This window comes from Actinoplanes sp. NPDC051861 (genome assembly GCF_040681145.1).
In the GTDB taxonomy this organism is placed as follows: Bacteria; Actinomycetota; Actinomycetes; order Mycobacteriales; family Micromonosporaceae; genus Actinoplanes.
This window is the reverse complement of record NZ_JBFAYE010000026.1, coordinates 93,083-119,417: the sequence shown is the minus strand read 5'-3', so window position 1 is coordinate 119,417 and position 26,335 is coordinate 93,083. Positions and strand designations below refer to the sequence as shown.

Below are 26,335 nucleotides of genomic sequence, written 5' to 3'. Positions count from 1 at the left end.
CCCCTCTCGTGTCAATCGGTGGCCGGCCACCGACAGCACGTGTCGGTGGCCGGCTGCGGGCGTGTTCGTCAGGCGGCGGGGTGCGCTGCTTCCGAGTCGTCCTGCGCGTCAAGCCACGCATGGAAGCGGTGCACGGGCACGATCCAACGGCCTCGAATGCGCTTGGCCGGGATCTCGCCGGCTCGGATCGCTTGGTAGGTGCCGCCGAGGCTGAGGCGGAGTAGCTCGGCGACTTCCTTGACGGTGTAAGTGGCCGCGGCGCCCGTGGGCGGTCGGGTGTCAGCAGTCCTGGCGTTGTTGGGGCTGGCGAGGGCGATCACGTTGGACATCGAGGTGTTGCCTCCCAATGCGAGCGGTGCGGTTGGGCCGCGCAGAACGGCCCTTGGCGCCCGTTCTGCGCTTGGGGGTGGTTCGTGGAGCCGTCCGGGCGGGTCACCGTGACGGGCCATAGAGCGGCCCGCTGAGAGCGCCGTAGAGCCAAGATCTGACCGGTCCGTGTATGAATAGATAGGTCTGTGCTGCTATGCGGCTCTCCGGCAACCCGTCTCCATGTCTTGAGTTCGTGATCGGGTACGGCTCGTGGGTGGCCTGGTTTGGGGGTCAAGCCGTACAAGCCGTACGCGATCTCCGTTTTGGCTGCTCAGCCTGCGTACGGCTTTTTTGGCCGCGTACGGCTAAGCCGTACACGGCTGGTCTGCGTACGGCTTAAGCCGTACGGGGCTCAAAGAGCCGTACGTTGCCTGAGCTGGGCGGATGGGGGTCTGCGTACGGCTTGTACGGCTTGTACGGCTCGGAGGCGGGGTCGTCCTCGGCGGGGCAGTAGCGCTGCCACGCGTCGGCGAACGCGGCCCGGTGGAAACCCTTCACCCGGCCGGTGGGCGGCTCGAAGGTGATGTTCTCCGAGGCGATCCCGTATTCCTTGAGCAGCACGCCGAGTTTCATCGCGGTCAGGCCGATGCCGCCGTTGTATTCGGCCCATGGCGACTCGGGCAGGGCTTTGAGCCGGTCGAGCAGCACGCCGGACGGCAGCGCGTCGAAGCTCTCGAACACGGTCCGGCAGTCGATCAGGACCTTGAGCCGGTCGGAGTACTCCGCGTCGCCCTCGCGGGCCGCATTGAGCGCGAGCGCTGCTTGGCGGGCGCGTTCGGGCCAGTTGGCGGCGGCCAGGTCACCGACGGCGATCAGCGGCTCCCAGGTGTCGGCGGCCCGGTCTTCCAGCGGCATCTGTGGTTCGGCGTTTTCCAGCTCGGTCAGGTTCGGGCGTAGCCAGGCGGACAGGTCGGCGGCGAGCTCGCGCAGGGCCGGGCCGTCGCGGCGGGACCGGAACGGGGCGACCTTCTCCGCCGGGGTGCGGCGGCGCATCTTGACCACGACGGCGCGGTCCTCGATGGTGTCGGGCATCGAGCCGATCCCGGCCAGGGCCGCCATCGCGAAAGTGGGGATCCGCTCGAGTTCCTTCTTCTGGTGATCCCACCGGGTCATCGGCCGGCCGCGCTGGTGGCCGGCGTTGAGCAGGCCGCGCAGTTCCTCGTTGGCCTCGGCCTGTTTGCCGCCGAAGATGGTGTCGGCCTCGTCAAGCAGGATGGTGGGCGGGTCGGTGTCGCTGATCGAGCGGCAGATCGCCGCGGTGGACGCGTTCACGGTCATCATCGGCCGGTAACAGGTGCCGTCGACGACGTCGAGGAACCGCGACTTGCCGCACCGCTTCTCCGGTGCCTTGATCACCAGCCGGGGTGCGTGAGTCCAGGCCTGTTGGGCGTGAGTGGCAGCGATCCACAGCACGGCCGCGTCGAGGGCTTCCGGGCTGGGCAGGATCACGTATTTGATCAGGACAGCGTGGAGGCGATCGAGGATCGCCGCGCCGTCGGGCGGGTCGGGATGGGTCATGCGGCGATCCCTTCGGTAGCAACGGATTCCGCGTGGAATCCGCCGGTGATGGCGGCGTGGATGTCGCGGTGGGTCTGCTGGGCGGCCCGGCCGGCGTCGTAGAGCGCGGTGTACGCGTCCGCGCCGGTGAGTGCCCCGGCGGCGACCATGCGGGCGACGCCGCGGGCCGCGCCGTAGAGAGTGGTGCGGCGGCGCCCTTCGGGGGCGCGTGCGATCGCGTCGAGGTGCGCGGCGAGCAGGGCGGGCGCCGATGAGATGCCCCGCCCGTTCGACGTGGGAGTCGGGGCGGGTGACGGGCCGCCAGCCGTGGGTGGCTCGGCGGGCCGGCACGCGGCGATCAGCGGCGGGGGCATCTCAATTTCGGCCCGGTTCCCGATCCACCGGTACGGCTGCCGGGTGCCGGGGTGGATCGAGGGCGGCGCCACGACGTACCCGCCGTCGGCTTTGACGTCGATACCGGGGTGGCCGCGGAGCTTGCCGGCGAGCGGGCCGCCGGGGTGCCGGTAATGCAGGTGCCAGCCACCGGAGCCGGAGCGGGCGCACCGGGTCGGCGGCATCAGCTCAGGGATCACCTTCCCGCCGTTGCGCGGGTCGATGTCGATCACGACCCGGTTCGACACGGCGCCGGTGCGGATCGCGAGCAGCCCGCCCGGCACGGCCTGTTGCGCGGCGGCGATACGGGCCGGGCCGGTGGTGGCGGCGTAGAAGCCGTGGCAGGTCAGACACGGGCAGGCCTGCGGGTCGTGGCTCGGATCGGTCTCGGCTTTCGGGCAATCGGGACAGTTGGCCACGGGCCGTTTGGTGCGGCCGAGCCAGAACACCGGGATGCCCTCGGCGGCCAGGGCGAGCGCGGCATCGAGCATCGCGCGGGTCTCCTTCGGAAACGGCCGGTCGGCCGGCCAGGGCGGGGCCTGCTCGGGGTAGGCGCGGGTCAGGTCAGCGCGGCGGCCAACCCGGTTGGCGTACTCGACCGCGGTGGGTGCGGTGGTCGGGCACGCGAACGCGTCGTGCATCGCATTGAGCGCACTCGCGTGGTCAGCGGAGTCAGCCGGCCCGGTGATCCCGCAGGCCGCGCACCGCCATGCGAAGGTCTGCCGTTCGGCCGACGCCAGCCGTGGCGACGTGCGGGTGGGGGGTTCGGCTGGTGGGGTGTGCTGCGGGCAGCGCAGCCCGCAGGAGTGCAGCCGGACGCGGTGGGTGCTGTGGCAGAACCGGTCTTCGTCGCCGATCCAGTGCCCGCACCGGATCGGCGTGCCCATCACGCCGCCCGGGTCGAGGTCTGGCTTGCCTCGATCTCGGCAAGCACGCCGATCGCGGTGCGCAGGTGCGTCCGTACGACGGTGAGGTCCGGGCGGATCCGATCGAGGTCATCGAGGATGCCCCGAGCCAGGCCGTGGGCGTATCCGAAGCCGCTGATGTTGATCAGACAGCGCTGGGTTAACCGGTCAACGAACGGATCGTGCCAGGCGGTCAGGACAGCGCGGATGCGGCTGGTGATGGCACTCATGCCCCGCACGATCGTGATGGCCGGCTCGACGGGTAGGCCGTCGGGCAGGGCGCGCGGGTCGGTGTCGAGTCGGTAGCCGGCATTTGCTACGTCGATCAGCGGCGCCCACGACGATGCTGCTACCGGTGCGATGCTGAACGCATTGACACAGATCAGGGTGGCGTTCTGAAGGCCATGAGTGAGGGTCAGCCCTTCACAGTCCGGGTCGTCGCAGGTACAACGGCCGGCCAACGTGTACCGGCCGTGGTGATCGGTGAGGCTACCGATGTACTCGACGTCCTCGCCAGCGGCGACCACCTTCTCGGCGCGGTGTGCAGCCTCCCGCAGCTGATCGGCGAGGCGGCCCGCGGTCCGCGACGCGTCATCAAGACGCGCGGACACCGTGGCCCACCGCTTGTCACGGTCACGACGTGCCCGCGGCACGTACGTGTTCGACAGGCAGATCTTCTCGTCCAGAGTGGCCAGCCCCGACGCGAGGCCGTTCACGAGCACACCGCTCGTGGTCAGGACTGCCGCCCGATCCGCGGCGGTAGCCACGCGAGCAGGGCTCGCGGCGAAAGTGTTGATCGGATCGGTAACGAGGCGAGTGTTGATCAAGGCCATGATCAGGGATCTCCGTTTCCGAGAGGTGGAGATGACGTCGGGACGTCGCGGGCCACCGTGACCGTGGCGGCTCACGTGCAGGGATCGGGCGGTGGCGGGTTGTCAGAGACGCACGCAGGGCTTGGCCTTTACGGTGCCTAGACACAGGACGAACACGGATCGCCCTGATTGCTCTCGATAGACGCGGAGGGAGTCAGACGTGGGGTACTGGTGGGAGGGCGACAAGGCAGAGCGATTCTGGGTGGAGATCCGCTGGCAAGACGGGATCGGCACGCAGCTGTGGGCGCCCACTCTCGACGAGAAGGGCAAACAGAATCCGTGGTACGACCTCGTGAGCACGGTGGTGGCCGGCGATGTGATCTACCACTGGAATACGGTTGAGATGCGCTTCGTGGGTCGCAGTAAAGCGGCGAGCGACGCCCGAGTCGAACCCGCCGAAACAGGCCAGGCTTTCATTGTTGACCTGGAGGAGTTCACCCCCCTTCGCGCTGATCTGTCACTCGGTTACCTGCGGTTGCATGCCGACGAGCTCTATTCGCTGCGTGACGAACTCGACGCGACCTATGAAGGTCGACCCCTGTACCTGCCATGGCAGTTCTACGAAGACCGATCACAGTTCCGATCCATGTCGAACTACTTCACGAAGATTCCGCGCCGAGCCGTCTCGATACTCTTCGGGGTCGACGGGCTTGGCACCGAACACCTCCCACAGGAGGCGACGCAAGACAGGCCGCAAGCGGCGCCGTCGCTACCGCAGGCACCTACCGGACATCGCGGATTCCTTGCACCGTTCAAGCCGAAGGCCGACGCCGACTACTTCACTCGGGTCGTCGGTGGGGCGATGAAGCGGGGACGCAGCCACGAAACCCTGGTCAACTCATGCGCGGACTGGCTCAGTGCCAACGGCTTTGAACCCGGCTGCAACAACGCCATCGACCTTGGTGTTGCCGAGCTCAGTGTCATCATCGAGGCCAAGATCGTGCGACGCTCCTGGTCCGATGCGATCCGAGAGGCCGTCGGTCAGTTGTACGAGTACCGGTACTTCAAGGTGGCCGATCCGGAATCGTCGCTCATCTTCTTGGCAGACCGTCCGGTACAGCAGTTCTGGGTCGACTACCTGGAAAAGGACCGAGGGATCGGCGTCATGTGGCCTGTGGGCGACGGATTTCATATGTCGAAGCTGGCACGCCAAGCACTCCGAAGGTGATCGACTGTCAGGCGGCCGGTTGCGCCGAGTAAGCCGAAAAACTGCTCGCCTGTCCATCAAGGAACGACCTGCCGATGTACTCGCTGTAGATCGGCGGGATGGCCTCGGTCAGTTCCTCGCGGACGTCTGTCCAGGCGATACCGAGGGCGTGTTGCATCTCGGCGATGGTGGCTTTGCCGCCGCCGTTGCCGTACGGGGCGACGTAAGGGCCGTCGCGGAAGAATCCGGGTCGGTTGCCGCTTCGGCCGCGGTAGCCGCGCACGTAGCCACGGTGCCCGCGGAGAGGGCCGGACGGGTGCGGTGGTTGGGTGACGGTGAAGCCGTGGATCTCGAAGTCGCGGTGGCGTTGCACCCACGGGGGCGGGCCGACGTCGAACATGTCGGTGCACAGCGTCAGGTCGGTGCGGATGAGGCCGCCGTGGTTGCTGGGTTGTTCGATGTAGAACGGCACCCCGGCCGCGATCAGAAGTTCGCGGGTGGGCGGCACCAACTGTTGGTGGTCGCCGCCCCATCCGCGGGCCAGGTTGGTGCCCTGTCGCAGGGTGCAGCGTTCCTGGCACGGCGGTGAGCTGCCGATCAGCGCGTACCGGCGGATCTCCCCGGTGCGGATTAGCTCTCGGAGGTGTTCGAGGGCGTCGGCCTGTACGAATTCGTCGCCGCAGTAGTTCGGTCGCGGTTTGCTGTCGACGCCGCGGACCCGGAATCCGGCGCGCTGCAACCCGCGGGTGGCGCCGCCGGCGCAGCAGAACAGATCGAGCGCTTCGACGGTCATCGCAGCCACCAGACGACGACGGTCCCGAGCACGCTGGCCAGGGCGAGCACGCCGGCGGCGACGGCGGTGCGGGGCAGGCTTGCGCGTAGTTCCCACCGGTAGCGGTGGGTGAGCCAGACGGCGCCGGTGAGGGTGGTGGCGAGGATCGCGAGCAGAGTGAGCCGGGGCAGCCACCAGACGGCGGTGCGCACGGCGAACACGACGGCCAGGACGACCGCGGCGAGGATCAGCACGATGGGCAGGATCGTGCGGGTGAACCATCGGATGATCTCGGCGGCGGCGAACCAGGCCCACATGCGGCGGCCGAATTCGAAGGCGGCGCCGCGCCGGGCGTGGTGGAACCAGGACATGACGGTCGGTCACTTTCTGTAGATGCCGTGGGTCTTCATGGGTTTCACTTCACGGTCTTCGCGGGAGGCTTGTGCGCGCGCACGCGCACGCGTAGACGCACCTGGCGGGCGTGCGCGTGAAGTCCGTGAAACGCGTGAAATACGCGCCCGCACCCGTTACATTGCGTGACGGGTGCGGGCGCATTCGGGGGTGCGCAGGAGGCGGGGTCAGCCGGTGCCCATGCACTTGCGGCAGCTTCCGCCGAGCCGGTGGAACTGGCGCGGGCGGCGCCAGACGCGGCAGCGCGGACACCGGACCTTAACGATGCGGGCGGTGTCGCGAGGTGCGGGTCGCCAGGCGGCGGCCTGCCGGATCCTGGCGGTGAGGGTGGCGACGGTGGGCAGGGTCATGCGGCAGCCTCCTTGATGGTCGGCCGCTGGTGGGGTGGGGGCGGAAGGTCAGGCCGCGGGAGCGAGTGCGGCCGTGTCGTCGCCGGGCTCGGGTCCGACGATCTCGTAGACGCCGCGCTCGGCGGAGCGGCGCAGCAACGGGTTCGGTCCCTGGCAGAACTCGCCGAGGATCTTCGTGAGGGTGGGCGGTTTGAGCCCTTCCTCACCGACCACACCGACAACGGGTGCGAAGTTCGACGGCCGGACGGTGCGGATGCCGTTGCTGCGTGCGGTGAGGATGCCCTTTCGGATCATGGCGCGGATCTCGGCCGGGCTGTACTGCCGGCCACCCTCGCCGGGCAGGTCGAGGGCGATGCGCCGCCGGTTCGGTACCTCGATCGGCTCGTACGGGTCGGCGCCGTCCTCGTCCGGCGGGCACTCCGGATCATGGCTGGGCGGGGCGCACTCGACGTCCCGGCCGGCTTCCGGATCGTCGTCGTCCTCATCCGTGGCGGTGTCGGTGGCGGCGGTGCGGATCACCGGCGCCGCGGGTGCCGGACCACCGGTCGACGGCGCTTCGCCGATGCTGGCCAGGTAGGCCACAAGTTCGTCGATGACGCCGTCGCGGTCCGGCTTGTAGGTGCGGCCCGGTAGTGACCAGTCGTCGGGGTCGGTGCCGGGCAGCTCGACGTAGAGGGCGCCGGGCTTGCGGTTCTTCCAGCCGGGGTCGGCGCCGGCGTCGATGGTTTCTTCGGATAGCACGCGGGCGGCTTCGCCCACGTCACGGACTCCCATGCAGATCACTCCGCCGATCGTGGACTTGACCGAGGTGGGCAGCCGGTCACCGGTGGCCCGCTGGATGCCGAGCAGCATGAAGATCCCGACTGAGCGGATCGACTCGGCGAGCTCGACCAGGGTGTCCTCGGCCTCGATGAACTTGGACGCCTCGTCCACGATCACGACCTGGAACTTGGGGCACTTGGCGCATCCCTTGGTCCATTGGTCGTGGCCGTGCCCGCCGATCTGCGCTGCCCGCCGGGCGACCTCGGGGATCAGATTGTCGAGGTAGCGTTCGCCGTCGTCGGCGTTGTGGATCAGCAGGTGCATGGCGTCGCGGAACTTCTTCGGCAGTTGCAGACCCTTGCGGCCGTCGATGTAGACGACCTCCGCGTCACGCCGCGACCGTGCTTCGGCGGCCAGGTAGAGCTGCAACTCGGTCTTGCCGGACCCGGCCTGGCCGAGCAGGATCAGCACCCCGATCGCGTTACGGCCGGCGGCAGCGTCGCCGGGCAGCACGAGCGGGATGACCGATCCGGTCTGATAGACCGCCAGGCGGATCGGGTCGCCGATCGACCCGCCCGGCGCCGACAGGCCCGGCCACGGCGGCGGGTTCTCCAGCATGTCAACCGGCGAGATCTCGATCCGGCCGATCCGCGGCGTACTGCGGTCGGGCACCATGCGGACCCCGTTGACCGGGACGTCGTGCTGGGAGGCGATCGCGGTGCGGACCTCCTGCTTGGCCAGGTCACCGAAACTGGCGCCGGGCAGCATCTCCACCCCGGTCACCACCCTGCCGTCGAGCACCTTCGGCCGGGCGGTCTTGCCGATGTCCTGCAACTCGCGGACCCGCTCGCCGAGCTCACCGAACGCGTGGTGCCGGGCGTCGGTGCCGTCCCCACGCAGCAGTTTGGTGGTGGCGAGCAGGATCGACGCGGTGGCCATGACGATCAGGTAGACCATCACCGAATCGAGCGTCCAGCCGCGGAAGGTCAGCACGAACAGGCCGACACACGAGCCGGTCGACATGGCCAGGGACGCGACCCGCAGTTCGATCTTGCGGGCTCGGCCGACACCCCACGTGGTCCAGATGATCGCCGCCGCGCAGCCGACGATCAGCGCGGCCCGCCACGCGGCCTCCCACACGGTGGGCTGGGCGTAGGCGCCCCACATCAGCGACAGGATCCCGGACAGGATCAGGTTCACGATCGCGGCGACCGGCGGCACCACGTACGGCAGCGGGTTACCGCGGACCTCGTGGGAGGCGCCGCGGGCCAGATCACCCCCGGCGTAGCGCCGCATCTGGCGGGCCATCAGGCGGCCTTCCCGCGCTGCCGGCGACCGGTGACGGTGAAGTCGGTGTTCCCGCCGGGCTGTTCGTCGTCGAGGGCGATCAGGAACGCCTCGAACCGGTTGCGGCACACCCGCGCGAACGCGGCCACCACGAGCATCTCGTCGGCGGCGCGCACGAGCGGCCGGGCGACTTGCCGGCCCCAGAACTTTGCCCGGATCCGGGACAGGCCCTCGCGGCGGCCGTACCGTTCGATCTTCATTCGGATCAGGCCGGCGAATTCGTCGATCTCGTCGTGCGCGGCGATCCCGACCTGCCGAATCCCCTCCAGGAGGTTCAGCAGATCCTCATCGTTCTTGATCTCCATGTCGGGCATCAGACGGCGAGCCATCAGACAGAAGTCCTCTCTTCAGAGCAGGGCGGCCAGGGCCGCGGTCAGGGCGATGCCGGCCAGGCCGGCGAGTAGCAGATCCACGGCGGCACGGACCCGCCGGTACTTGGCGACCGCCAGCCGCGACAGCGCCACGAGCGCGGCGGCCTCGCGTCGTTCGTGGTCGGTACGCGACTGGCCGTCGCCCTGCTCGATACTGTGGAACTCCTCGCACAGCTCGGCCGGATCACGCCGGGCGTAGCGCACGAGGCCGTGGCCACCGGTCAGGTTCGGCCGGATCGCCAGGGCCAACAGCAGCACCGCTGTGGCGATCAGGCCGGCGGTCAGCCAGCCTGCGGCGACAGCCAGGCCGGGCAGTCTCGTGCGGGCCAGCAGGGCCAGCAGCACGGTCAACGCCGTCCCGGACAGCGCGAGCAGGGTGGATGCTTTCGTGTCGACGCGGGCCAGCTCCGCCCGCACGTGGGTGGTGGCGCCGCCGACCGGCGACGCCTCGGTCTGCACAGACATGCGGATCTTCTCCAGACGGAACAGCGGCAAGGGGTGACGGTGTGCGGCACCGCCGCGGCACGGCGCACCCGGCCGCGGCGGCGCGGGGATCAGCGCGGGAGGTACTCGCGGCCCTTGGCGGTCAGCGCAGCGTCGAAGATCACGCCATACACGCCGGGGACCAGGGTGACCTCTTCGGGGTCGGCGGTGAATGTGACCTTGAGGTGCCCGAGTTTCTGGAGTTTGATCACGTCGTCCATGGCGATGTTGTTGCCGTCGAACAGCTTGGTCAGCTTGATCGGAGCGGCGTAATGGCCGAGCGTGTAGCGGATCTGGTTGAGAGGGCTGTCGAGCACGGTTGCGAGCCCGTGCGCGCTGAGCCGGATCCGGATCTTCTTCAAGACTGTCGGGCTGGTACGGCCGCGGCCCGGCTTGATGACCTTGTGCAGGTCGATGTCTTGGTCGCCGATCTGCGCCCAGATCAGGCCTTCGTTGTCGAGGTCGACGAAATGGTCGTACCAGACGTCTTGTGACTTGCTGACGTGCGTCAGGTACGGGCGGACGGTGTGTAGCGAGTGCTGGTAGAGGTAGTTCAGGACGCGCCAGTGAGTGGCCGGTCGCACAGTTCTGGTGTCCTTTCCGGAGGGTGGGATCACGGGTGTGCGACGTAGGAGGCGCCGAGCTTGGTTTGCACGGCGTAGGCCAGGCCAGGGATGGTCTGCACGTCGCGGATGTCGCTGACGGGGATGCCGTCGTCGACCAGGAACGTCTCGAACAGGAACCGCCCGGCCATGTCGGCCAGTTCGCCGAAGGTGATCCGGGGCGGGATCTTTCCGGGGGCCGGGGTCGGGCAGTGCGGTACATGCTCCAGGCGGTACATCAGGTCCCAGAGCGTGAACTGGCCACGAGCCGAGTGCCGCAGGGCACGCATGACGGCCAGTTGCGGGTCGGTGGAAGCCCGGTAGATCCCGGACTTGGTCAGCCGCAGGCGGATCGCTCGGTCAGGCAGCTTCTTGAGCAGGGCGTGAGCGCACTCCTCGCCGCCGAGCCGGGCCTGAACGAGGCCGCGTTCAGCGACCTCGATGACGTCGCTGCGGTCCACGGACTGCTTGTTGATGATCAGCGCGAGCGTCGGGCTGATACGGCGGCCGAACTGCTCAGGTTCGTACAGGTAGCTGATGATCCGCCACTGCGCGGCGGTGAGTTGGTGCCGCTTGCTCACGAGCGGTTTCTCCGATCATGGGTCAATGCCGGGGCACAGATCGGCCACCGGCGGCGGCCGGTCAGGGCGTAGATCAGAACGGCGGTTCGTCGTCGCCGGCGGTCGCGGTGGCGGTGCCGGCGGGCACCGACCACGGGTCGTCGTCGGCAGGCCGGGCGGCCGGTGTGGCGAAGCGGGTGCCGCCGGTGCGGGTCATCTTCTGGATCTTGGTGGTGGCGTAGCGCAGCGACGGGCCGATCTCGTCGACCTCCAGCTCATAGACGGTGCGTTTCTCCCCCTCTTTCGTCTCGTACGAGCGCTGCCGCAGGCGGCCCTGCACGATGACGCGGGTGCCGCGGTGCAGCGACTCGGCGACGTGCTCGGCGGCGTCGCGCCAGATGTTGCAGCCGAGGAACAGCGGGTCGCCGTCGCGCCACTCCCCGGACTGCTTGTCCAGGTAGCGCGGGGTGGATGCGATCCGGAACTTGGCGACGGCAGCGCCGGACGGGGTGAACCTGAGTTCCGGGTCGTCGGTGAGGTTCCCGACGATCGTGATGGTGGTTTCGCCGGCCACGATGGGTGGCCTCCTCTCGCACGGTGGGCGAGGCTGCCTCCTGGCAGCCACCGCACGAAACCGGGCTCAGCCGCGGTTTCGGCGGTGCGCCGTCAGGCCGCAGGCTGCCGCCGCGCGGCGCCCTCGGTGACCGTGCGCCGGTAGTCCTCAGCACGCGGATACTGCGCACGAGGGTCGGTGTAGGGCCGCGACTCGGAGTCGACCGCGGCCAACAGCCGCGCTGTGGCGAGGTCGGCGGGGCGGCGGCGCATCAGCGAGTCCGCGGCCGGTGCACGTAGCGCCGATGGTCCGGCGTGCTATCGCAGCCGTGCGGACAGCGGGGCACGGTGGTGGTTTGCGGGAGCAGGGCGGTGTGCCCGCAGCCGGCGAACGTGGTCTCTTTGAGGGGTCGGGTCGGGGTGGTCTCGGCTGCCATACTGGGCGCCTCCAACGGTTCCGAAAAGGGCTGGTGGGAGACCGGCGGCACGGCATCTGCTTGGCGGTAGGGGCCGTGCCGCCGGGCGGACTCACTGCTGTTCGGCGTGCATCAGGTGGGCCAGAGCGGCGCCCATGCCGAGGACGGCGACCGGGATGCAGGCGACGATCGCCGTGATCGGCCACGGGGCTGTGGTCCAGCCGGCCGAGGCCATCAGGTGGTAGGTGATCTGCCCGAGGCCGCCGAGCACGAGAGAAAAGATCGCCGAGCCGCGGGCGAACCGGCGTGCAGTCTCGTTAACCCGGCCGGACAGCCACACGTACAAGGCGTACGCGGCGTAGGTCTCGACGCCGATCGGCAACGTGATCGCGGTGTCGAGCTGGAAGTCCGAGATACCGGGCAGGAGCGTGACGACGCCGAACCCGGTGAACCTACCCATCTCGACCCACCCTCCCCAGATCGCGACGAACGCCGGCAGGCACAGAATCAGCACCGGCCAGACCAGCGGCTTGCGCCGCGTGGCGGCCGTTTCCGCCATGGCGACAGGAGCATCGGTCACGGCGACCGGGACCGGGTCCACAGCCGGGGTATCCAGTGGCGCGGTGGAAACTTGCGTGGTGTCGAAGTTCGACTCGACGGCCGATTCGGGTTCGGTCGGCTCGATCACCGGATCCGGGTCCGTGGTGAGTTCGTCGAGCGGCACGGGCGGGTCCGCCGGCGGGGCCGGGGTGATCGCTTCAAGCAGCGCCCTGGCCTTCGGGGCGCCGACACGTAGGGTCCGCTTGAGTTGGTTGCGCGACGGCAGCCTGCCGAGCTGAGCAGCCAGCTCGCGGGCGTGCGGGATCAGGTCTTCGACCGCCGCCGGGTACACGCGGTCAGGGTTGGTGACGGTCACGCGGCAACCTCCGAAGGTGCGCAGGAAAGGCACTCGCCGAGCGAGCGCGGGATGACATATGGCCGCTCGATGCGGCAGGTTGGACATGTGCGGCGTGCGCGCATCGCCGTGGCGAGCGCTGCCAGCACGGCCGGGGTAGCGGTCCGCTTCGGGCGTGCGAGATCAATCCGGTAGAGGTAGGCGACGCGCTCGCCGCCCACGCCGCGCCACAGGATCTGCGCGGCTACCGGCTGTCCGCCGGGGCGCAGGCCGCGAGCACGGAGCTGGCGACGGGTGGCGTAGCCGTCCGGGGCGCCGCGCCACCAGAAGGTGGGCAGGCTGTAACGCTCGCTGTCGGGATCCCAGTACGCGGCACGAATCCGACTCATCAGGCCACAGGTCGCAGCTCGACGGCAGGTCGCACGGTGTGGGTCGCGGTGCGGGTCAGCGCGGCCTCCGAGCGGCGGGTACGTCGCCAGTCCAACTCGCTCGGGCCGCGGTCGGCCAGGTTGAGGGCTCGGATCTCAGCATCCAGCTCGATCAGTCCGACCTCGATCTCGGGCCACTCGGCCTCGATCGCGGCCAGGTCGCTCAGCGACGGTTCGACGTCGCCCAAGTCGTCGTACAGCATGAAGTCGGGAATCCTTCCGGTGCTCACGCGGCCCGCGGGAGCCGGCGGCGCACAATGCGCTCCGCGGGCTCGGACCGGCAGTCCGCGCACTGGGTCTCACCCGGCGCAAGCGGCGCCAGGTTCAGGCAGGTCGCGCACTCCGTCCACGTCGCGTTCGAGGCGACTGAGAGACGGACCAGGGAAGCAAAAGTGGCCATGTTGATCACGCCTTCCGGCTCGATCGAATAGGCGAAGAGAAGGGGCACGCTGCGCGACCCCGGCCTCCTCGATCGAGGGGACGGCCGGCCGCGCAGCGCTACGAAGATCGAGAGAAGCGACGGGGTTCCGGTCTTGCTCGCCTCGCTCGCCCGGGACCTACCGAGGTCAACCGCCATGCGGCTCAATGCGAGGTAACTACTGCTCACGGCGAACCCTGCCGCTGTGTCGCTGGCGCCGCCCTGATGCCGTCTCCCGACGAACCGGGTAGGGACGCCTGACCGTTCACGATGCAGAACCGGTCAACGCTGCCTCTGTGGAGTTCTCAAGTAACGAGCCCCGCCTTTGTGCGGTTAACCCCCCTCAACTCTTCAGTCGAGGGGGATGCACAGAGAACACCATGGACCGTGCCGCGCCGTCAACCCCCCTAAACAAACTCGTTCAGCCGGATCACCTACCCGCCGGAAGTGACCCCGGTGAACCTCCGTGCGCTACGATTAGCCCCCTTGACAGCGAAGGCGAGGCACTGCGTGGAAGACGTAGCCGCGATCGAGGCGCTAACTGACCCGCGCGAGCGGGCGTTGACGGCACACCAGACCATCGACGGGTTGCAAGCGACCATTGGGGAGCTGTCACGCATCCGCCGTACAGCGCTGGAAGAGTTGCTGGCCGCGAACATGACACAGACTCAGATTGCTGAGATGCTCGACGTCTCCCGCTCGCGTGTTTCGCAACTTTTGTCCGCCGGCACCCGTCCCGAGCGTGCGTTCCTAGGCACAGGAAAACTGACCCTGGCAATTGGGGGGAAGTTCGAGGTAGGCAGAAGTGACCCCGGTGCCGTCTTGTCAGCGGAGGCCTTCGCGGCCTACGAGATCCTTGCTGAATTGGCGCGCACCGTGGGGCTCGACGCCGGCTACGAAGTTGTTCCTCCGCCCGGCCATGTCCACCTCAACCGCTCTAATCTCGTCGTGCTCACTAACCCTAGGTTGCTCCCCTTCTTGAGCCAGATCATGGAAGCCGATCCCCACCTGAGGTACGTAGAAGACGATCGCGGTTGGTTCATCAAGGAGCCTGACAGCGGAAAGGAATACCGGTCCCCGCGAGATGAAGGCGAGTGCGCCGACTACGGCTACCTGGGCCGCCTACCTCGACCGGACGGGAAGGGATCCTTTCTGTACATCGCCGGCACCCACGCGCAAGGAACATTGGGAACGGCACGGTATGTAGCCGACAATCTTCCCGAGCTGTATCGCGAACTCAAAACGCGTCGATTCTCCGCCGTCGTGCTGTGCAAGTATGATGTGAAAGACCGCCGGAAGATTCTCTCCGCAGAACGAGTAACGCCCCTCTTCAAGCACGAGAGCTGAGGCAGATGCGCACTACCGTCGCTTCATTGGCCTCGGACACCAATGGCGAGAACGAGGATTGGTACTCGGCGTCAGCACATCTACTTGTGGTTCTGGACGGCGCGACGGCGAGGACTGGCACCGGATGTCGGCACGGGATTTCCTGGTACGCCGCCCATCTCGGCGCAGCTCTCTCCGAAGGTGCACAAGATTCCACGCTAGATCTGCCTCAAATCCTAGCTAGGGGCATCAAGCGGGTCGCCGACCTTCATCCCTCCTGCGACCTCACACATGAGGGCACACCCTCTGCCGCCGTGGCGATCGTTCGCCGCACAGGTACGTGGATGGAGTATCTGGTATTAGGCGACGTCTCCATCGTGCTGGACGGCACTGATGGAGTCGTTGCAATCTCGGATGACCGCGTCAGCCAGACCGCGACCGCCGAACGTCGCGCCGCCGACGCTCTGCCGATAGGATCCTCCGAAAAGACAGCTGCAATGGTTCGGATGAAACGTGCAGAATTGGCGATGCGAAACCGCGAAGGCGGATACTGGATTGCGGCAGCCGATCCAGCGGCGGCGGAGCACGTAATTACCGGCCAGGTCAGAACAGAAGAAATTCGACGTTTTGCTGTCCTTACTGACGGGGCAGCTAGGATTGTAGACCCGTTCGGCGAAATATCCTGGACTGAGCTGCTTGATATAGCGGAGCACGATAGCCCGGAAGCAATTCTTCGACGGGTTCGCGCACTGGAAAGCGATGACCCGGCTGGCATACGGTGGCCCCGCAACAAGCGCAGTGATGACGCAACGCTGCTTCTTGCCGTCGATATCTAGCCCTGTTAGCGAAGTATCGTCGCCACGAGTGAGCAAGCCACCCGATGTTTTACTCCGGCCGCAACTATAAATAAGGCGTACTAATCCGCAGCTGTTATCGGCGCAAGCGGGCGAGGGTGACACTGGACACACGTTCGATCAAGACATCTACTGATGCGCCCTTGAGCGCCGACGCTGCTGTAAGGTGCCTCCAAGTCCCGAGGCGCACGGTGCGCTTGCGGGGGCGGGACAAGTGAATAAGTTGGGAGGTACCGGACGTGATCCGGTACGAGATCCGGAGAGGTTCTAGCCTCTACCAGCCGTACTACTGCCGGGCTGTTTCCACGGGTAACCACGCAGTCTTGATGACTAGCGAGACTTACCGGGCAAAGAGCGACGCGATTCGGGTAGCGAACCTGATGAAGCAGGGCAGCGTCGGGGCGACCCTCGTCGACCTGACGTAGTTAGCGCGGAGAACGAAACAGGCCCGCGGGTTCCGAGATGCTATCGACACCTCGGAGCCTCGCGGGCTCTGTCGTTCAACGACGTTTCCCGTGAAGCGGCACGCAAACCGTACGCACGTCCGGGTAAGTCGCCTTCAACACTAGGGGCGGGCGCGCCTTCCCATCAAGGCCCCACCGGTCACACTTTGTGTGAAGTCCGCTCAGTGGCACTCCGAACCCAACCGAGTCACGCAGTTGCTCACGGGTTGCTCACGCACGCGTTGGCAACGGACGACTCTGGGCGACAGTCAGCAACAACGCGGATTAGCCCTGACCTGTTGCGTTGCCACGTGCCAACCCAAAGCTGCCATCAGCCGACACGCACACTCGCGGCCTGAAAATCGGAAGGTCGGCGGTTCGACCCCGCCCCTGGCCACCAGGCCTCTCGCCGGGCTCTGAGCATCGTCCACCTGCGGAAACGCACGGTGGACGTTCTGCTTTCCGGGGTCTTTCGGTCCCCTCCAAGTGACCCGCCGTTGACCGCTTCGACGGGAAGGCGTGGGATGGGCCGACCAAGCTTGGCGCATCGCGGTTGAACCCATTTGTCAGCGGCAGCGGTGAGCGTCAGGCCGGGGACAGTTGCAGGAGGCTTTCGACGGTCCTGGCGACGCCGTCGGCGCTTGTTGTGCCGTCGACCGTGATGACCGGATAGCCGAGTACGCGTGCCTGGCCGCCCCCACCACGACGATCGGCTCGTCGGCATCGGCCAGGTCGCGCACGATCAGCGTCGCCTCGCTTCGAGCCCAGGGCATCTATGCGGTGAAGCCCAGCCCGCGCAGAAGGTCGAGCACCAGATCATTCCGTGGGTCGACGAGCGCGAGCGGGGTCTTCTTGTCGTTGTTCTCGGCGTTCGGGTTCGCCCCCGCGCGGAGCAGGATCTGGATGCAGGCCTTGCCCCGGTCCAGAGCCAGCGCATCATCGACATAGCGCACCAGATGATGCATGGCGGTCTCGCCGTTCATGTCCGTCGCACCCACGTCGGCGCCGTTCTCCACCAGCGCGGTGATCACGGACGGGCGGACGTCGAACGACGTGCCGATTCCCTTGACGGCCCACATCAGAGCCGTACGCGAGAACTCGTCCCGATCGTCGATGCGCGCGCCCGCACGGACCAGCGGCGCGATGTTCGCCGAAGTGTCCGATCCCCTGTGGAACTGGGGGTCGACCATCCACATCAGCGGCCGCTTCATGTCGCGGTCGCCGAGGTTGGGGTCCGCGCCGTTCTCGAGGAGCAGCAGGATCGACTCGCCGCCCCGGCCGCTCGCGGCGCAGATCAGGGCCGTCTCGCCCAGCGTGGCCTGCAGGTCGATCGAGGCGCCCGCGTTCAGCAGGACCTCCATGATCTCGATGAAGCTGCGCATCGACGCCGACATCAGGCCGGTCCGGCCGCCGGGGCTGCGCGCGTCGACGTCCGCGCCGGCCTCCAGAGCGGCTATCACAGCTTTGAGATCGAAGGCCTCAACGGCCGCCAGCAGTTCCTCGTTGTGAGCGGACATGGGTGCCTCCTTCGAGGAGTCACGAGTGTGACCAGCGTGACAGAGGGAACCGCCCGGCCAGTCCACTTCGTCTCGAAGCCGACGGTCCACCCGGCGGGATAACCTGCGTCGAAGCCGCGGGGATCGGAGGGGTCGATGGACGACGTGCTCGGATATTTCGAGACATTGTCGAACTGGGGACGGTGGGGCGACGACGATCAGCTCGGCACCCTGAACCACCTCACCGACGACGTCCGGCTTGCCGCGGCGCGGGCCGTGCGCCACGGCCGGAGCGTGTCGTGCGCGTGGGAGATCGCCGCACCGGCGGACATGGAGCGGTCGACGACGACGTGCCCGTACGCGGTCGACATGCCGGGCGCCGAGAACATGCCGGCCGCCTTCCACGCCGACCGGCGCTGGGGCTTCTCGTCCGAACGCCTCGGCATCACGTTCCACGGCAACACGCTCACCCACCTCGACTCGCCGTGTCACATCTTCTGGGACGGCCGGATGTACAACGGGCGGTCGCACTCGCTGGTCGACGCCGAGACGGGATCGGCGTGGGCGGCCGTCACCGCGGCGGCGGACGGGATCATCACGCGTGGTGTCCTGCTGGACATCGCACGGGTCCGCGACGTGCCGTGGCTGGAGCCGGGCCAGGGCGTGTTTCCCGACGATCTCGAGGAGGCCGAGCGCCGCCAGGACGTGCGGGTGGGAGCCGGCGACGCCGTACTTCTGCGAACCGGCCACGGCCGCGCCCGGCGCGAGGGCGCCGCGGCCGGCGGCATCGCGCAGCCGGGCTGGCACGCGTCCTGCCTGCCGTGGCTGCACGAACGCGGCGTCGCGCTGATCGGCGCCGACTCACCCCAGGACGTGCAACCTTCGGGGTACGAGGACGTGCTCATGCCGGTCCACGCCGTGAGCCTCGTCGCGATGGGCCTCTGGATGCTCGACAACTGCGACCTCGAAGCGTGCGCGAAAACCGCCGCCGAGCTCTCCCAGTGGGACTTCCAGCTGGCCGTCGCTCCGGTGCGCCTCGCCGGCACCTCCGGCAGCCCGGTCAACCCGATCGCCACGTTCTGACACGCCGAGGTCAGGCCGGAAGCCAGTCTTCCGTCTCCCGGTGGCGGCCCAGCCCCACCGCGTCGAACTCGTCCGAGTCCCCGACGGGTTCGACGCCGAGACGCCGTAGCAACTGTGAGATCGGACTGCCCTCGAACAGCGGCCCGAGCACCAGCTCACCCGCGTCCCACAGGACAGCCCGCTGGCTACCCACACCCCCGAAGTATTCCGCCTCGACGTAGCCGACCGGCCCCGCTGACGACCACGACGCCAACTCCCGGTCGAACCCGGGCGGCAGCTTCCAGAACCCCAGCGGCCGCTCCGCCGTTCCGTCCGTGACGGCGTCGAACAGTGGGTCCGTCATCGGCACCATCGCGAGATCAGACCGGAGCGGCACGATCACAGCGGCCGGCAGCAGTCGCCCCGCCGCCTGCAGAGCGTTGGGGACACCGATTACAGCCTCAAGTGTGTAGCCCAACAGTGTTCACACTCCTTGCGACGAAGCAAAGGAGGCCCGCGCCGTCACGGGGGAAACGGCGCGGGCCTCGCGATCAACGATAGCCACCGAACCCACCACATTCGATGAAACCATGCGAATCCATAGCGAACACACAGGAACTCAGCAGGCCAATTCGGCCCCGTAACGGCTGGGCGTAGCCCGCATCACGATCCACACCCGCTCCACCCCGGCCATCTCCCGGATCCCCGGGACCGAGCCGCAGTCGAAGCCGCGCCCGGCCGCCACGAACCGGAACGACTCCGACATGCTCTCGATCTGGATGCCCTCGACCCGATCAGGCTGGTGCTTCCACGTCTCCTTGAGCCGCGCCAGCGCCTCGTCCCGAGTCTCCAGGCGCACCTCGCCGGCGTCCGGGAACGTCGAGAGTTCCGCGAGGATCGTCTCCTTCTCCGACTCCGACACCTCGGGCTCCAGGAAGACCGCGACCTCGAACTTCCGCTCCGGGGTGTAGCGCCACCCGGCGAACAGCATCACGGACGTCGAGGCGACCGCACCGAGGGCCAGCGCCGCCGCCGTGATCGCCAGCGTCTGGACGAATCGCCGCGACGGCTCGGTGGGAGAAGACACAGGCGCGAAGCTATCTCAGGTACTCCACTCCTCAGTAGAGGGAGAGCAGCCCCACTCCGCTCAAACCTATGCCCGACCATGCCATGGCACGCCCGCCGCTCTGCCGAAGACCCGCGATGCCGCAGATCAGCGCGCCGGCCGACGCGAGCAGCAGCGGATTGGCGATCAGCGCCACCAGACCGAGAATCATCGCGAAGAAGGCGGGACCGTTCGATCCGGTGAAACCCCATGTCGATCCGGCCGCTGGCACCGGGCGGGCGAGCGACATCTCGAACGGCGGCGGCTGCACGTGGCCGGTCCACCGCAGGCCGTCCCACCAGCGCTGTCCCCGCACGCCGGACGGGTCCGCGTACCAGCCGGCCGGAATTGTCGTCTCGTTCATCGTGTCGGTGATCGGACGCCACCCACGTCACTTGAGGAAAGAGCCGAGGAAAGAGCCCTTGAAGGGTGCCGCCGCGTCAATCAGAGTGTTATCGAGATCGGCCAAAGGAGGCGACGTCGTGCAGACCTTCACGAACGAAGCGGAGCAGGCGGCCTACACCCTCGCTGAAGCTCTGCTGGACAAGGCGATGTCCTGCATGCGCCACGCCGAGGAGGCCGCGGAGGCGTTCCGTTCCGGCCGGATCGCGATGCGCCGGCAGTTCAAGGCGCGGGGACTGTCCGAAGCGGAGGCTGACATCCGCTGGTCCGGCACGTCACAGGCGGCCCGGGCGATCGCCGACAACGGCTTCTTCATGTCGCAGGCCTCGATGTACAACAACGCCGCCGCCGCGCAGTACACGAAAGCGCTGTACCTCAAGAATCGGTGACCGCGACGCCGCCCAGATCGGCGTTCTGACCGGCGCGGTATCCGCGAGTCCGGCCGCTGCCCTGCAACCGGCGCGGCGGCATCTTGGCAAGCTGGGGATAGAGGTCGTCGCGGCGCCGTTCGACCATGTCGGTGCGGTCCACGAGAACCAGCTCGGCGCCGGGTGTCTCGGCCACCGCCGACCGTTCCGCCTCCCAGAGCCGGGCGCTGATCGCCTGGCTGTACCCCACCAGCCACGACCTGCGATAGGCGGCCGGATGCTCACCCCACGGCACCGGGCTGCCGACCAGACCGTGCGCCGCCTGCACGAGCAGCGAGGTGAAGAGCAGCTCGACCCGTTCGAGGTCGGCCGCGTGCCCGAAGAGGTGGCTGCGCGCGAGGCTGCGGCGTTCCAGGTGCACGACGCGGCAGCGCAGCGGTGCGGCGACAGCGGCGAGCAGACCGGCCTTGTCGCGGGCGTAGGGCGGGTCGATCGTGACGACGCGGTCGCCGATCGGATCGGCTGCGGGGTCCTTGACGGCAAGCATGGCCTGGTCGACGCCGTATTTGGCGATCAGCTCGGTGGCTTTCGCGGTGAACGCCTCGGCTTCGCCGGGCGTGCAGGCCGGGTCCTCGGCCATGGCGAGCAACTTACGCACGCGTGCGAGCAGGGCTTCAGACATTTGAGATGTACGCCGAAAGCAGCTCAGGCGGCCCGATGACGCAGTGTCGCGACCGTGGATCCAGCGAGTGCGAGCAGGCAGTCCGGCAGCCGGCCGTCCGCGATCGCCGCACCGAACAGCGCCTCACCGGTCGGGAAGTCGCCGTTGACATAGGCGCTGACGAACCGCGCCACCCACCTCTTGTCGTAGCGCGCGTCGTCGATCTCGGGGAACTCCAGCGTCCACGCACCGCCCGGCGGCACCTGACCGACCATGGTCGCTGCGAGGCACCAGGCCACATCCCACGCACCGACCACGCCGACCCGGCTGACGACCGCGTCGAAGGTGTCGGCGACGGCCGCGCTGTCGCCGTTGAGGGCGCAGCGCAGGATCTGCGCGGCGTCTTCGAACGCGTCCTGTGGAACTCCGGTCACGTCAGAAAAGGTACGTCCAACCGTCAAGGAACGCTCGCCGACGTGGGGTTTTTCAGGCTCCTCGAAGAAGGCAGGTAATCCTTGCGGTGCACACCCGGTCGCCACCCTCGTCCTCGATGACCACCTCATACGTCGCCACGGCACGCCCGCGGTGAACTGGCACAGCGATTCCCGTCACCAGCCCGGAGCGCGCGGCCTTGTGGTGCGTGGCGTTGATGTCGACGCCGACCGCGAACGGCCGGTCCACCGTCTGGCCGTGCAGGACCGCCCCGACCGAGCCGAGCGTCTCCGCGAGCACGCAGGAGGCACCGCCGTGCAACAGCCCGTACGGTTGGGTGTTGCCCTCGACCGGCATCGTGCCGACCACCCGCTCAGCCGTGGCCTCGGTGATCTCGATGCCCATCCGCTCGGCGAGCGCACCGCCCCCGCTGCTGGTGAACAGGTGCTGCATGCCGTCTTCCGCGATATCCACGTCGGCGTACGTTACCGGCGCGTCACGAGCAGACCAGCGACATCCGTCACAGCGGGGTTGACTGACACGGCGATCATTCGGGTACAGACGGGCCGTCGGGCCGGACCGACCGGCCAGAGGAGGAGCATCGTGAGCGAGCCGCAGGAGATCATCGAAACCCGCGGTGACCACCGCGTGGACCTGGTGACCAGCGACGCCAACGGCGACGGACGTACCGATGTCTGGGTCTCCGACACCGACGGCGACGGCAAACCCGACCTGTTCCAGTTCGACACCGACGGCGACGGCCGGGTCGACGTGACCATGGTCGACCTGGACGAGGACGGCAACCCCGACCTGATCGTCGACGGCGACGGAGGCCTCCCGCCGGCGTAACTAGCCGTTCCCCAGGAAGGACAGGGCCGCCCAGAGCACCGCGACCGCGACCACCGTCGTACCCACCGTGGAAACGGTGTGCCGCCACGACGGGTCGCCCTCGACGGCCTCCGGGTGGCCCAGTTCCGTCAGGGCCGTACGCTGCCTCTGCACTTCGGCGGAATGCCGCAGGTCCGGGTCCGCGTCCCGGCTCAGCTCGACCGCCAGGCGCGCCTGCGCCCGCTGCAGCCGGCGCACCGCCGCCCGGCCGCGCCGCCCGGCCCGCGCCGCCGCATGCCGCCGTGCCGCCGCCCGGCGGGTTCCCGAGCCGAGGACGCGCAGTTCCCCGTCGGTGATCAGAACCGGATCGCGCAGATCCGCCAGCTTGGCCACGTAGTAGGCCGCCTCGCTGTCGTGCGCGCGCCGGACCAGGTACAGGATCAGCAGCAGCGGCGGCAGCCCTTTGAAGACGAGCACGGCGAGCAGGGCCACCGCGCCGTCGCCGAGCCCTTCGCGGAAGAGCGGCGAGTTCCAGAGCACGTGTGACGCCCACGCGCCAAACAGCGCCAGCCCGGCCATCGCGAGCCGGTGCGCGCGGGTGCGGTCCGGGTTGACCACGAGGTATCCGATGCCCGCGCCGGCCAGCGCGCCGAAGAGTGTGTGGCTCCAGACTCCGGCGAGGAAGCCGCGCACGAGGAACGTCGTGATCACCGGCTGAATCTGATCACCCTGTCCCGCCTGGGCGACCGCGCCGACCGCGAACACCACGTCCTCGACGATCTGGAATCCGAGTCCGACCAGGGCGCCGTAGACGACGCCGTCCAGCACGCTGTTGACCTGCGGCCGGGCGATGAGCACGATCGCCACCACGCCGAGTGTCTTGGCGATCTCCTCGACCGTCGGCCCGGCCAGCGCGGCTCCCCAGTCCGCCGCGAGGTTGGGCGAGCCGAGCTTGGCGATCAGGTTCTCCAGCGAGTTGCTCCCGGGGATGGAGACCGAGGTGGCGACGAGACCGCCCCAGGCGAATGCCAGGATGCGCAGGCTGGCGGGCTCACGCTCGAGGAAGTCAAGTTCAGAGAGAAAGAGCCAGAAGGGTACGGCGAGGAGCGCGAAAAGCAGCATGGCCGTGACTGTCGCGAGCGGGTAGACGCCGAGGAACCTGCCGGTGATCTGTGCGATCCGCACCGCGCCGGCGGCCAGCAGCGCGGCCACGACCCAGAAGGCGGGCTGGCGGGTCAGCGTGGCCGCCCGGACAGCGCCGGGGCGGACCGGGTCGCTCACCGGCCACCCTCGAAGCGGAGGGTTCGGATGCTGGCGTCGATCGCCGGCAGGGTGTTCCCGAGTTCCTGGTCGTCGCCGCTGACCGTCACCTCGATGGTGAAGCCGTGCGCCACGAAGACCGTGTAGCGGCCGTCCCGGTCACCGGCTGAGTAACCGCCCTGCAGACCGGCCAGGCCACCCGCTGTCGAGGCGGCGAGCTGAGTGCCGTTGACCTGGTATCCGGAGGTGCCGGTGATGCGCTGTCGCAGCCGCACGGCAGCCGCGGTCAGGTCGCCCTTGAAGGGCTGGACGGCGATGGCGTACTGAACCGGCCCGAGCCGGAACAGTGCCGTGCCGCGCTCCCTGCCCGGGCGGGTGCCGGTCAGGTCGAGTGTCGCTCCGTGCGGCGGGACGATCGTGACGCCCGCACCCACCTCGTAGGGCTCACCGGACGGCACAGCGCGCTCGGCCGGCACGGACTGGTCCAGCACCGGAAGGCCGAAGGCGAGACCGGCAAGGATCAGTGCGATGAGAAGCGCGACGGGCAGACCGAGTGCACTGGGGAGATCGGTGAGCTGACTCCGTGTAACCCTCCCCATCCGTCCAAGCTAACGGCGGTTCCGGGCTGCTGTCCGGAGAACCGATCGCCGCCCACAGTGGATGGTCGATCAACCTGGCAGATTACGGATTTGTCCGTTTTACCGAAAGATGCGCGGGTGGCACGGAAGTGGTCAGCCACACCCCGTTGTCGCTGCGGTGGAAGACGTGGCCCTGGCCGGCAAGCACCCCGGCGGCCACCGTGAGCACCACGACGTCACCGGACCGCCGGTGGCCCACCCGCAGAGCGGTCGGCACGTCGGCCGACAGGTGTACGTGATGCCGGCTACGCGGGCGCAGCCCGTCACGCAGGATCGAGTCGAGGTTCGCCCGGGGCGTCCCGTGGAACAGCTCGGCCGGCGGATCGGACGGCGGCAGGTCCAGGTCGACGGCCACCCGCCGGGAGTGGCCCTGGCTGGCGCGGATCCGGTCCACGCCGTCGGGCCCGGTGACGATCGCGAACCGGGACTTGTCGTTTCCGGCCACGACCACGTCGAGCTCGGCCCGGTTGACGCCGAGCGCGGTGAGCAGCGTGTCGACCGGCACCCAGCCGTTCGCGTCGAGGATCAGACCGGCCGTCTCGGGCCGGTGCCGCAGAACCAGGGAGATCCGCTTGCTGAGGCGGACCTGGTCGCGGGTCAGAGGGGTCATATGTCTAGCTCCATGACCGCAACGTAATACGGGTGGTCTTTGCCGTCGATCGATTTCACCCGCCAGCCGGTGCCCTTCACCAGGTCTTCCAGCTCGTCCGTGGAGCAGTTCAGGTAGTCGAACCAGTCGGTGGCCAACTCCCGGTACCGCAGCCGCAGCCGCAGCTGGCCACCGAGCCGCCCGCGCTCCCGGTTGCGCTGGTGGTAGGCCACGTGCAGCGAGTCACGCGTACCGTAGGGATCCGCTCCCTGAGCCACGATCCGCGCGCCCGGTGCGGCGAGCCGGGACAGCGCGGCCAGGAACACCGGCGCCCGCTCCGCGCTCTCCAGCAGGCCGAGGTTGTTGCCGAGCAGAAGGAACGTGTCGTACCGGACGCTGGCCCGGGAGAACTCGTCGACCGTGTTGAGCACCGTGTCCCGCAGACCCCGTTTACGCGACACCTCGATCGCACCGGCCGAGGTGTCCAGCCCGGTGACCGCGACGCCGCGGCGCTGCAGTTCGAGCGCCACCCGGCCGGCACCGACCCCGATGTCGAGCACCCGGCCCCGGCACAGGCGCAGCGCCCGGCGGTCCCACGGCTGCCAGTCGCCCGGCTCGTCCAGGTAGTGGTCGGCGGGCGCTCCGTTGATCAGCCCGTCGTCCCGTTCGATCACCTCGATGACCGGCCGGGGCAGTCGCCCGCCGGCCAGCGGCCGCGGCCCGATTCCGGTGCGCACCGCGTACGCGTCCCGGATCATCTCGCCGAAAGCGTCGCCGATGCTGGGCTGATCCATGGTCCTTACTCTTGAGGACGCGACCTCGGCCCAGCAACTCGGAGCGCGAGGCGGCGCCCGAAAAAGATCAAAGAAAAAGCCGGCACCCCGATCACCTGGTGCCGGCTTGATCGTTTCTTCTAGTAGGAACGAAGAAGGGGCGATCGCCTTCCCCGACGCTCGCCCCTTACGACGTTCTCAGTCGACTCGCGGTCAGTCGCCCTGACGCTGCGTGGGGATCTGCCCCTGCAGCAGGGCGCGGACCTCCGACTCCCGGTAGCGACGGTGGCCACCCAACGTGCGAATAGCGCTGAGCTTGCCCGCCTTTGCCCACCGAGTAACGGTCTTCGGGTCGACACGGAACATCGACGCCACCTCGGCCGGCGTTAGTAGCGGCTCAGGATCGTGCGTACGCGATGCCATCGGTCACTCCTCCACAGGTACCTAAAAACATCGGCCGGGGTCCCGCCGGCCGGTGCGTCTCTCATGGTCCGGCTAGTCCCCGATGTCCGACATGGGCCGAACGGACGAACGTCCCCAGATAGACG

At 68.3% G+C, this 26,335-nt stretch carries 35 protein-coding genes; 6 read left to right on the top strand and 29 right to left on the bottom strand.

All coding sequences use genetic code 11. The annotated features are described in order from the left end of the window. Positions 1-68: 68 nt before the first annotated feature. The 4 genes from AB0M02_RS41130 to AB0M02_RS41115 form a co-directional block, all read right to left on the bottom strand. Positions 69-329 (bottom strand): helix-turn-helix domain-containing protein, encoded by a 261-nt coding sequence (locus AB0M02_RS41130; protein WP_364237636.1) that lies wholly within the window; start codon positions 327-329, stop codon positions 69-71. A 376-nt stretch (positions 330-705) separates the two neighbouring features. Continuing rightward, positions 706-1,887, bottom strand: a complete 1,182-nt coding sequence (locus AB0M02_RS41125) for a DUF3631 domain-containing protein (protein ID WP_364237634.1) — start codon at positions 1,885-1,887, stop codon at positions 706-708. Further along, positions 1,884-3,146: a bifunctional DNA primase/polymerase gene (locus tag AB0M02_RS41120; protein ID WP_364237631.1), complete on the bottom strand. Its 1,263-nt coding sequence runs from the start codon at positions 3,144-3,146 to the stop codon at positions 1,884-1,886. The genes AB0M02_RS41125 and AB0M02_RS41120 overlap by 4 nt, the downstream gene beginning before the upstream one ends. Continuing rightward, the gene (locus AB0M02_RS41115; RefSeq protein ID WP_364237629.1) at positions 3,146-3,931 is read right to left on the bottom strand and encodes a hypothetical protein; all 786 of its coding nucleotides are present in this window, start codon (positions 3,929-3,931) and stop codon (positions 3,146-3,148) included. Before AB0M02_RS41115 ends, AB0M02_RS41120 begins: the two co-directional genes overlap by 1 nt. A 265-nt stretch (positions 3,932-4,196) precedes the next feature. On the opposite strand from AB0M02_RS41115, the gene AB0M02_RS41110 reads away from it, so the two are divergent. Further along, on the top strand, positions 4,197-5,204 hold the full coding sequence (locus AB0M02_RS41110) for a hypothetical protein (RefSeq protein ID WP_364237627.1): 1,008 nt from the start codon (positions 4,197-4,199) through the stop codon (positions 5,202-5,204). Positions 5,205-5,211: 7 nt separating this feature from the next. Here AB0M02_RS41110 and AB0M02_RS41105 read toward each other — a convergent pair whose 3' ends face one another. The 13 genes from AB0M02_RS41105 to AB0M02_RS41045 form a co-directional block, all read right to left on the bottom strand. Further along, the gene (locus AB0M02_RS41105) at positions 5,212-5,976 is read right to left on the bottom strand and encodes a DNA methylase (RefSeq protein ID WP_364237625.1); all 765 of its coding nucleotides are present in this window, start codon (positions 5,974-5,976) and stop codon (positions 5,212-5,214) included. Further along, positions 5,973-6,326 (bottom strand): hypothetical protein, encoded by a 354-nt coding sequence (locus AB0M02_RS41100; protein ID WP_364237622.1) that lies wholly within the window; start codon positions 6,324-6,326, stop codon positions 5,973-5,975. The genes AB0M02_RS41105 and AB0M02_RS41100 overlap by 4 nt, the downstream gene beginning before the upstream one ends. A gap of 207 nt (positions 6,327-6,533) precedes the next feature. Continuing rightward, positions 6,534-6,716, bottom strand: coding sequence for a hypothetical protein (locus AB0M02_RS41095; protein WP_364237619.1), 183 nt, complete (start codon positions 6,714-6,716; stop codon positions 6,534-6,536). 48 nt (positions 6,717-6,764) lie between these two features. Beyond that, positions 6,765-8,786 (bottom strand): hypothetical protein, encoded by a 2,022-nt coding sequence (locus AB0M02_RS41090; protein WP_364237616.1) that lies wholly within the window; start codon positions 8,784-8,786, stop codon positions 6,765-6,767. Then, the gene (locus tag AB0M02_RS41085; RefSeq protein ID WP_364237613.1) at positions 8,786-9,154 is read right to left on the bottom strand and encodes a hypothetical protein; all 369 of its coding nucleotides are present in this window, start codon (positions 9,152-9,154) and stop codon (positions 8,786-8,788) included. The genes AB0M02_RS41090 and AB0M02_RS41085 overlap by 1 nt, the downstream gene beginning before the upstream one ends. Positions 9,155-9,172: 18 nt before the next feature. Continuing rightward, a complete protein-coding gene (locus AB0M02_RS41080; protein WP_364237610.1) occupies positions 9,173-9,661 on the bottom strand; it encodes a Pycsar system effector family protein in 489 nt (162 codons plus the stop codon). Positions 9,662-9,750: 89 nt separating this feature from the next. Then, a complete protein-coding gene (locus tag AB0M02_RS41075; RefSeq protein ID WP_364237607.1) occupies positions 9,751-10,263 on the bottom strand; it encodes a hypothetical protein in 513 nt (170 codons plus the stop codon). A 29-nt stretch (positions 10,264-10,292) separates the two neighbouring features. Then, positions 10,293-10,862 carry a hypothetical protein gene (locus AB0M02_RS41070; protein WP_364237604.1) on the bottom strand — a complete coding sequence of 190 codons (570 nt, stop codon included), beginning with the start codon at positions 10,860-10,862 and terminating at the stop codon, positions 10,293-10,295. Positions 10,863-10,935: 73 nt separating this feature from the next. After that, entirely contained in the window at positions 10,936-11,415 is a 480-nt protein-coding gene (locus tag AB0M02_RS41065) for a single-stranded DNA-binding protein (protein WP_364237601.1), read from the bottom strand. 92 nt (positions 11,416-11,507) lie between these two features. Further along, on the bottom strand, positions 11,508-11,666 hold the full coding sequence (locus AB0M02_RS41060; protein WP_364237598.1) for a hypothetical protein: 159 nt from the start codon (positions 11,664-11,666) through the stop codon (positions 11,508-11,510). 255 nt (positions 11,667-11,921) lie between these two features. Continuing rightward, the gene (locus tag AB0M02_RS41055; protein ID WP_364237595.1) at positions 11,922-12,725 is read right to left on the bottom strand and encodes an ABC transporter permease; all 804 of its coding nucleotides are present in this window, start codon (positions 12,723-12,725) and stop codon (positions 11,922-11,924) included. After that, positions 12,722-13,093: an RRQRL motif-containing zinc-binding protein gene (locus tag AB0M02_RS41050; RefSeq protein ID WP_364237592.1), complete on the bottom strand. Its 372-nt coding sequence runs from the start codon at positions 13,091-13,093 to the stop codon at positions 12,722-12,724. The genes AB0M02_RS41055 and AB0M02_RS41050 overlap by 4 nt, the downstream gene beginning before the upstream one ends. After that, entirely contained in the window at positions 13,093-13,335 is a 243-nt protein-coding gene (locus tag AB0M02_RS41045; RefSeq protein WP_364237589.1) for a DUF6284 family protein, read from the bottom strand. Before AB0M02_RS41045 ends, AB0M02_RS41050 begins: the two co-directional genes overlap by 1 nt. Before the next feature lie 725 nt (positions 13,336-14,060). On the opposite strand from AB0M02_RS41045, the gene AB0M02_RS41040 reads away from it, so the two are divergent. Both AB0M02_RS41040 and AB0M02_RS41035 read left to right on the top strand, forming a co-directional pair. After that, on the top strand, positions 14,061-14,897 hold the full coding sequence (locus AB0M02_RS41040; RefSeq protein ID WP_364237586.1) for a sigma factor-like helix-turn-helix DNA-binding protein: 837 nt from the start codon (positions 14,061-14,063) through the stop codon (positions 14,895-14,897). 5 nt (positions 14,898-14,902) lie between these two features. Further along, positions 14,903-15,712, top strand: a complete 810-nt coding sequence (locus AB0M02_RS41035; RefSeq protein WP_364237583.1) for a protein phosphatase 2C domain-containing protein — start codon at positions 14,903-14,905, stop codon at positions 15,710-15,712. A 1,234-nt stretch (positions 15,713-16,946) separates the two neighbouring features. Here the strand turns inward: AB0M02_RS41035 and AB0M02_RS41030 are convergent. Then, a complete protein-coding gene (locus AB0M02_RS41030; protein WP_364237580.1) occupies positions 16,947-17,690 on the bottom strand; it encodes an ankyrin repeat domain-containing protein in 744 nt (247 codons plus the stop codon). Positions 17,691-17,825: 135 nt separating this feature from the next. Here AB0M02_RS41030 and AB0M02_RS41025 point away from each other — a divergent pair, with 135 nt between their 5' ends. Beyond that, positions 17,826-18,752 carry a cyclase family protein gene (locus AB0M02_RS41025; RefSeq protein ID WP_364237577.1) on the top strand — a complete coding sequence of 309 codons (927 nt, stop codon included), beginning with the start codon at positions 17,826-17,828 and terminating at the stop codon, positions 18,750-18,752. Between the two features lie 10 nt (positions 18,753-18,762). Here the strand turns inward: AB0M02_RS41025 and AB0M02_RS41020 are convergent, their stop codons facing one another. The 3 genes from AB0M02_RS41020 to AB0M02_RS41010 form a co-directional block, all read right to left on the bottom strand. Then, the gene (locus AB0M02_RS41020; RefSeq protein ID WP_364237574.1) at positions 18,763-19,095 is read right to left on the bottom strand and encodes a hypothetical protein; all 333 of its coding nucleotides are present in this window, start codon (positions 19,093-19,095) and stop codon (positions 18,763-18,765) included. A 255-nt stretch (positions 19,096-19,350) separates the two neighbouring features. Then, on the bottom strand, positions 19,351-19,818 hold the full coding sequence (locus AB0M02_RS41015; protein WP_364237571.1) for a permease-like cell division protein FtsX: 468 nt from the start codon (positions 19,816-19,818) through the stop codon (positions 19,351-19,353). A 31-nt stretch (positions 19,819-19,849) separates the two neighbouring features. Continuing rightward, positions 19,850-20,200, bottom strand: a complete 351-nt coding sequence (locus AB0M02_RS41010; RefSeq protein ID WP_364237568.1) for a DUF2510 domain-containing protein — start codon at positions 20,198-20,200, stop codon at positions 19,850-19,852. A 118-nt stretch (positions 20,201-20,318) separates the two neighbouring features. Between AB0M02_RS41010 and AB0M02_RS41005 the strand changes: the two genes are divergently transcribed. Continuing rightward, the gene (locus tag AB0M02_RS41005) at positions 20,319-20,627 is read left to right on the top strand and encodes a hypothetical protein (protein WP_364237566.1); all 309 of its coding nucleotides are present in this window, start codon (positions 20,319-20,321) and stop codon (positions 20,625-20,627) included. Here the strand turns inward: AB0M02_RS41005 and AB0M02_RS41000 are convergent. The 3 genes from AB0M02_RS41000 to AB0M02_RS40990 are packed head-to-tail and all read right to left on the bottom strand — an operon-like array spanning position 20,614 to position 22,152. Then, the gene (locus AB0M02_RS41000; RefSeq protein WP_364237563.1) at positions 20,614-21,264 is read right to left on the bottom strand and encodes a DUF2786 domain-containing protein; all 651 of its coding nucleotides are present in this window, start codon (positions 21,262-21,264) and stop codon (positions 20,614-20,616) included. The genes AB0M02_RS41005 and AB0M02_RS41000 overlap by 14 nt on opposite strands. A 47-nt stretch (positions 21,265-21,311) precedes the next feature. Then, positions 21,312-21,701: a hypothetical protein gene (locus AB0M02_RS40995; RefSeq protein ID WP_364237561.1), complete on the bottom strand. Its 390-nt coding sequence runs from the start codon at positions 21,699-21,701 to the stop codon at positions 21,312-21,314. A gap of 52 nt (positions 21,702-21,753) precedes the next feature. Next, positions 21,754-22,152 (bottom strand): hotdog fold thioesterase, encoded by a 399-nt coding sequence (locus AB0M02_RS40990; RefSeq protein ID WP_364237667.1) that lies wholly within the window; start codon positions 22,150-22,152, stop codon positions 21,754-21,756. 150 nt (positions 22,153-22,302) lie between these two features. Between AB0M02_RS40990 and AB0M02_RS40985 the strand changes: the two genes are divergently transcribed. Next, positions 22,303-22,548: a hypothetical protein gene (locus AB0M02_RS40985; protein ID WP_364237559.1), complete on the top strand. Its 246-nt coding sequence runs from the start codon at positions 22,303-22,305 to the stop codon at positions 22,546-22,548. On the opposite strand, the gene AB0M02_RS40980 is transcribed toward AB0M02_RS40985, so the two are convergent. The 5 genes from AB0M02_RS40980 to AB0M02_RS40960 all read right to left on the bottom strand — a co-directional run bounded on the left by AB0M02_RS40980 (position 22,549) and on the right by AB0M02_RS40960 (position 26,210). Further along, the gene (locus AB0M02_RS40980; protein WP_364237556.1) at positions 22,549-23,808 is read right to left on the bottom strand and encodes a PrsW family intramembrane metalloprotease; all 1,260 of its coding nucleotides are present in this window, start codon (positions 23,806-23,808) and stop codon (positions 22,549-22,551) included. Continuing rightward, positions 23,805-24,386 (bottom strand): hypothetical protein, encoded by a 582-nt coding sequence (locus tag AB0M02_RS40975; RefSeq protein WP_364237554.1) that lies wholly within the window; start codon positions 24,384-24,386, stop codon positions 23,805-23,807. Before AB0M02_RS40975 ends, AB0M02_RS40980 begins: the two co-directional genes overlap by 4 nt. Positions 24,387-24,468: 82 nt before the next feature. Then, complete coding sequence (locus tag AB0M02_RS40970; RefSeq protein ID WP_364237551.1) at positions 24,469-25,035, bottom strand: RNA 2'-phosphotransferase; 567 nt, start codon at positions 25,033-25,035, stop codon at positions 24,469-24,471. Next, positions 25,032-25,808 carry a methyltransferase domain-containing protein gene (locus tag AB0M02_RS40965; protein WP_364237549.1) on the bottom strand — a complete coding sequence of 259 codons (777 nt, stop codon included), beginning with the start codon at positions 25,806-25,808 and terminating at the stop codon, positions 25,032-25,034. Before AB0M02_RS40965 ends, AB0M02_RS40970 begins: the two co-directional genes overlap by 4 nt. 192 nt (positions 25,809-26,000) lie before the next feature. Beyond that, positions 26,001-26,210, bottom strand: coding sequence for a BldC family transcriptional regulator (locus AB0M02_RS40960; protein ID WP_014687221.1), 210 nt, complete (start codon positions 26,208-26,210; stop codon positions 26,001-26,003). Between the last annotated feature and the right edge of the window lie 125 nt (positions 26,211-26,335).

Coding starts and splice junctions, on each gene's coding strand:
- AB0M02_RS41120 (WP_364237631.1), bottom strand. CDS start 3,146: ATGGGCACGCCGATCCGGTGCGGGCACTGGATCGGCGACGAAGACCGG.
- AB0M02_RS41020 (WP_364237574.1), bottom strand. CDS start 19,095: ATGACGGACCCACTGTTCGACGCCGTCACGGACGGAACGGCGGAGCGG.
- AB0M02_RS41025 (WP_364237577.1), top strand. CDS start 17,826: ATGGACGACGTGCTCGGATATTTCGAGACATTGTCGAACTGGGGACGG.
- AB0M02_RS41100 (WP_364237622.1), bottom strand. CDS start 6,326: ATGTCCTGGTTCCACCACGCCCGGCGCGGCGCCGCCTTCGAATTCGGC.
- AB0M02_RS41030 (WP_364237580.1), bottom strand. CDS start 17,690: ATGTCCGCTCACAACGAGGAACTGCTGGCGGCCGTTGAGGCCTTCGAT.
- AB0M02_RS41105 (WP_364237625.1), bottom strand. CDS start 5,976: ATGACCGTCGAAGCGCTCGATCTGTTCTGCTGCGCCGGCGGCGCCACC.
- AB0M02_RS40975 (WP_364237554.1), bottom strand. CDS start 24,386: ATGGGGAGGGTTACACGGAGTCAGCTCACCGATCTCCCCAGTGCACTC.
- AB0M02_RS41085 (WP_364237613.1), bottom strand. CDS start 9,154: ATGGCTCGCCGTCTGATGCCCGACATGGAGATCAAGAACGATGAGGAT.
- AB0M02_RS41035 (WP_364237583.1), top strand. CDS start 14,903: ATGCGCACTACCGTCGCTTCATTGGCCTCGGACACCAATGGCGAGAAC.
- AB0M02_RS41130 (WP_364237636.1), bottom strand. CDS start 329: ATGTCCAACGTGATCGCCCTCGCCAGCCCCAACAACGCCAGGACTGCT.
- AB0M02_RS41060 (WP_364237598.1), bottom strand. CDS start 11,666: ATGCGCCGCCGCCCCGCCGACCTCGCCACAGCGCGGCTGTTGGCCGCG.
- AB0M02_RS40960 (WP_014687221.1), bottom strand. CDS start 26,210: ATGGCATCGCGTACGCACGATCCTGAGCCGCTACTAACGCCGGCCGAG.
- AB0M02_RS41125 (WP_364237634.1), bottom strand. CDS start 1,887: ATGACCCATCCCGACCCGCCCGACGGCGCGGCGATCCTCGATCGCCTC.
- AB0M02_RS40990 (WP_364237667.1), bottom strand. CDS start 22,152: ATGCAGCACCTGTTCACCAGCAGCGGGGGCGGTGCGCTCGCCGAGCGG.
- AB0M02_RS41050 (WP_364237592.1), bottom strand. CDS start 13,093: ATGAGTCGGATTCGTGCCGCGTACTGGGATCCCGACAGCGAGCGTTAC.
- AB0M02_RS40965 (WP_364237549.1), bottom strand. CDS start 25,808: ATGGATCAGCCCAGCATCGGCGACGCTTTCGGCGAGATGATCCGGGAC.
- AB0M02_RS41095 (WP_364237619.1), bottom strand. CDS start 6,716: ATGACCCTGCCCACCGTCGCCACCCTCACCGCCAGGATCCGGCAGGCC.
- AB0M02_RS41010 (WP_364237568.1), bottom strand. CDS start 20,200: ATGAACGAGACGACAATTCCGGCCGGCTGGTACGCGGACCCGTCCGGC.
- AB0M02_RS41080 (WP_364237610.1), bottom strand. CDS start 9,661: ATGTCTGTGCAGACCGAGGCGTCGCCGGTCGGCGGCGCCACCACCCAC.
- AB0M02_RS40970 (WP_364237551.1), bottom strand. CDS start 25,035: ATGACCCCTCTGACCCGCGACCAGGTCCGCCTCAGCAAGCGGATCTCC.
- AB0M02_RS41045 (WP_364237589.1), bottom strand. CDS start 13,335: ATGCTGTACGACGACTTGGGCGACGTCGAACCGTCGCTGAGCGACCTG.
- AB0M02_RS41090 (WP_364237616.1), bottom strand. CDS start 8,786: ATGGCCCGCCAGATGCGGCGCTACGCCGGGGGTGATCTGGCCCGCGGC.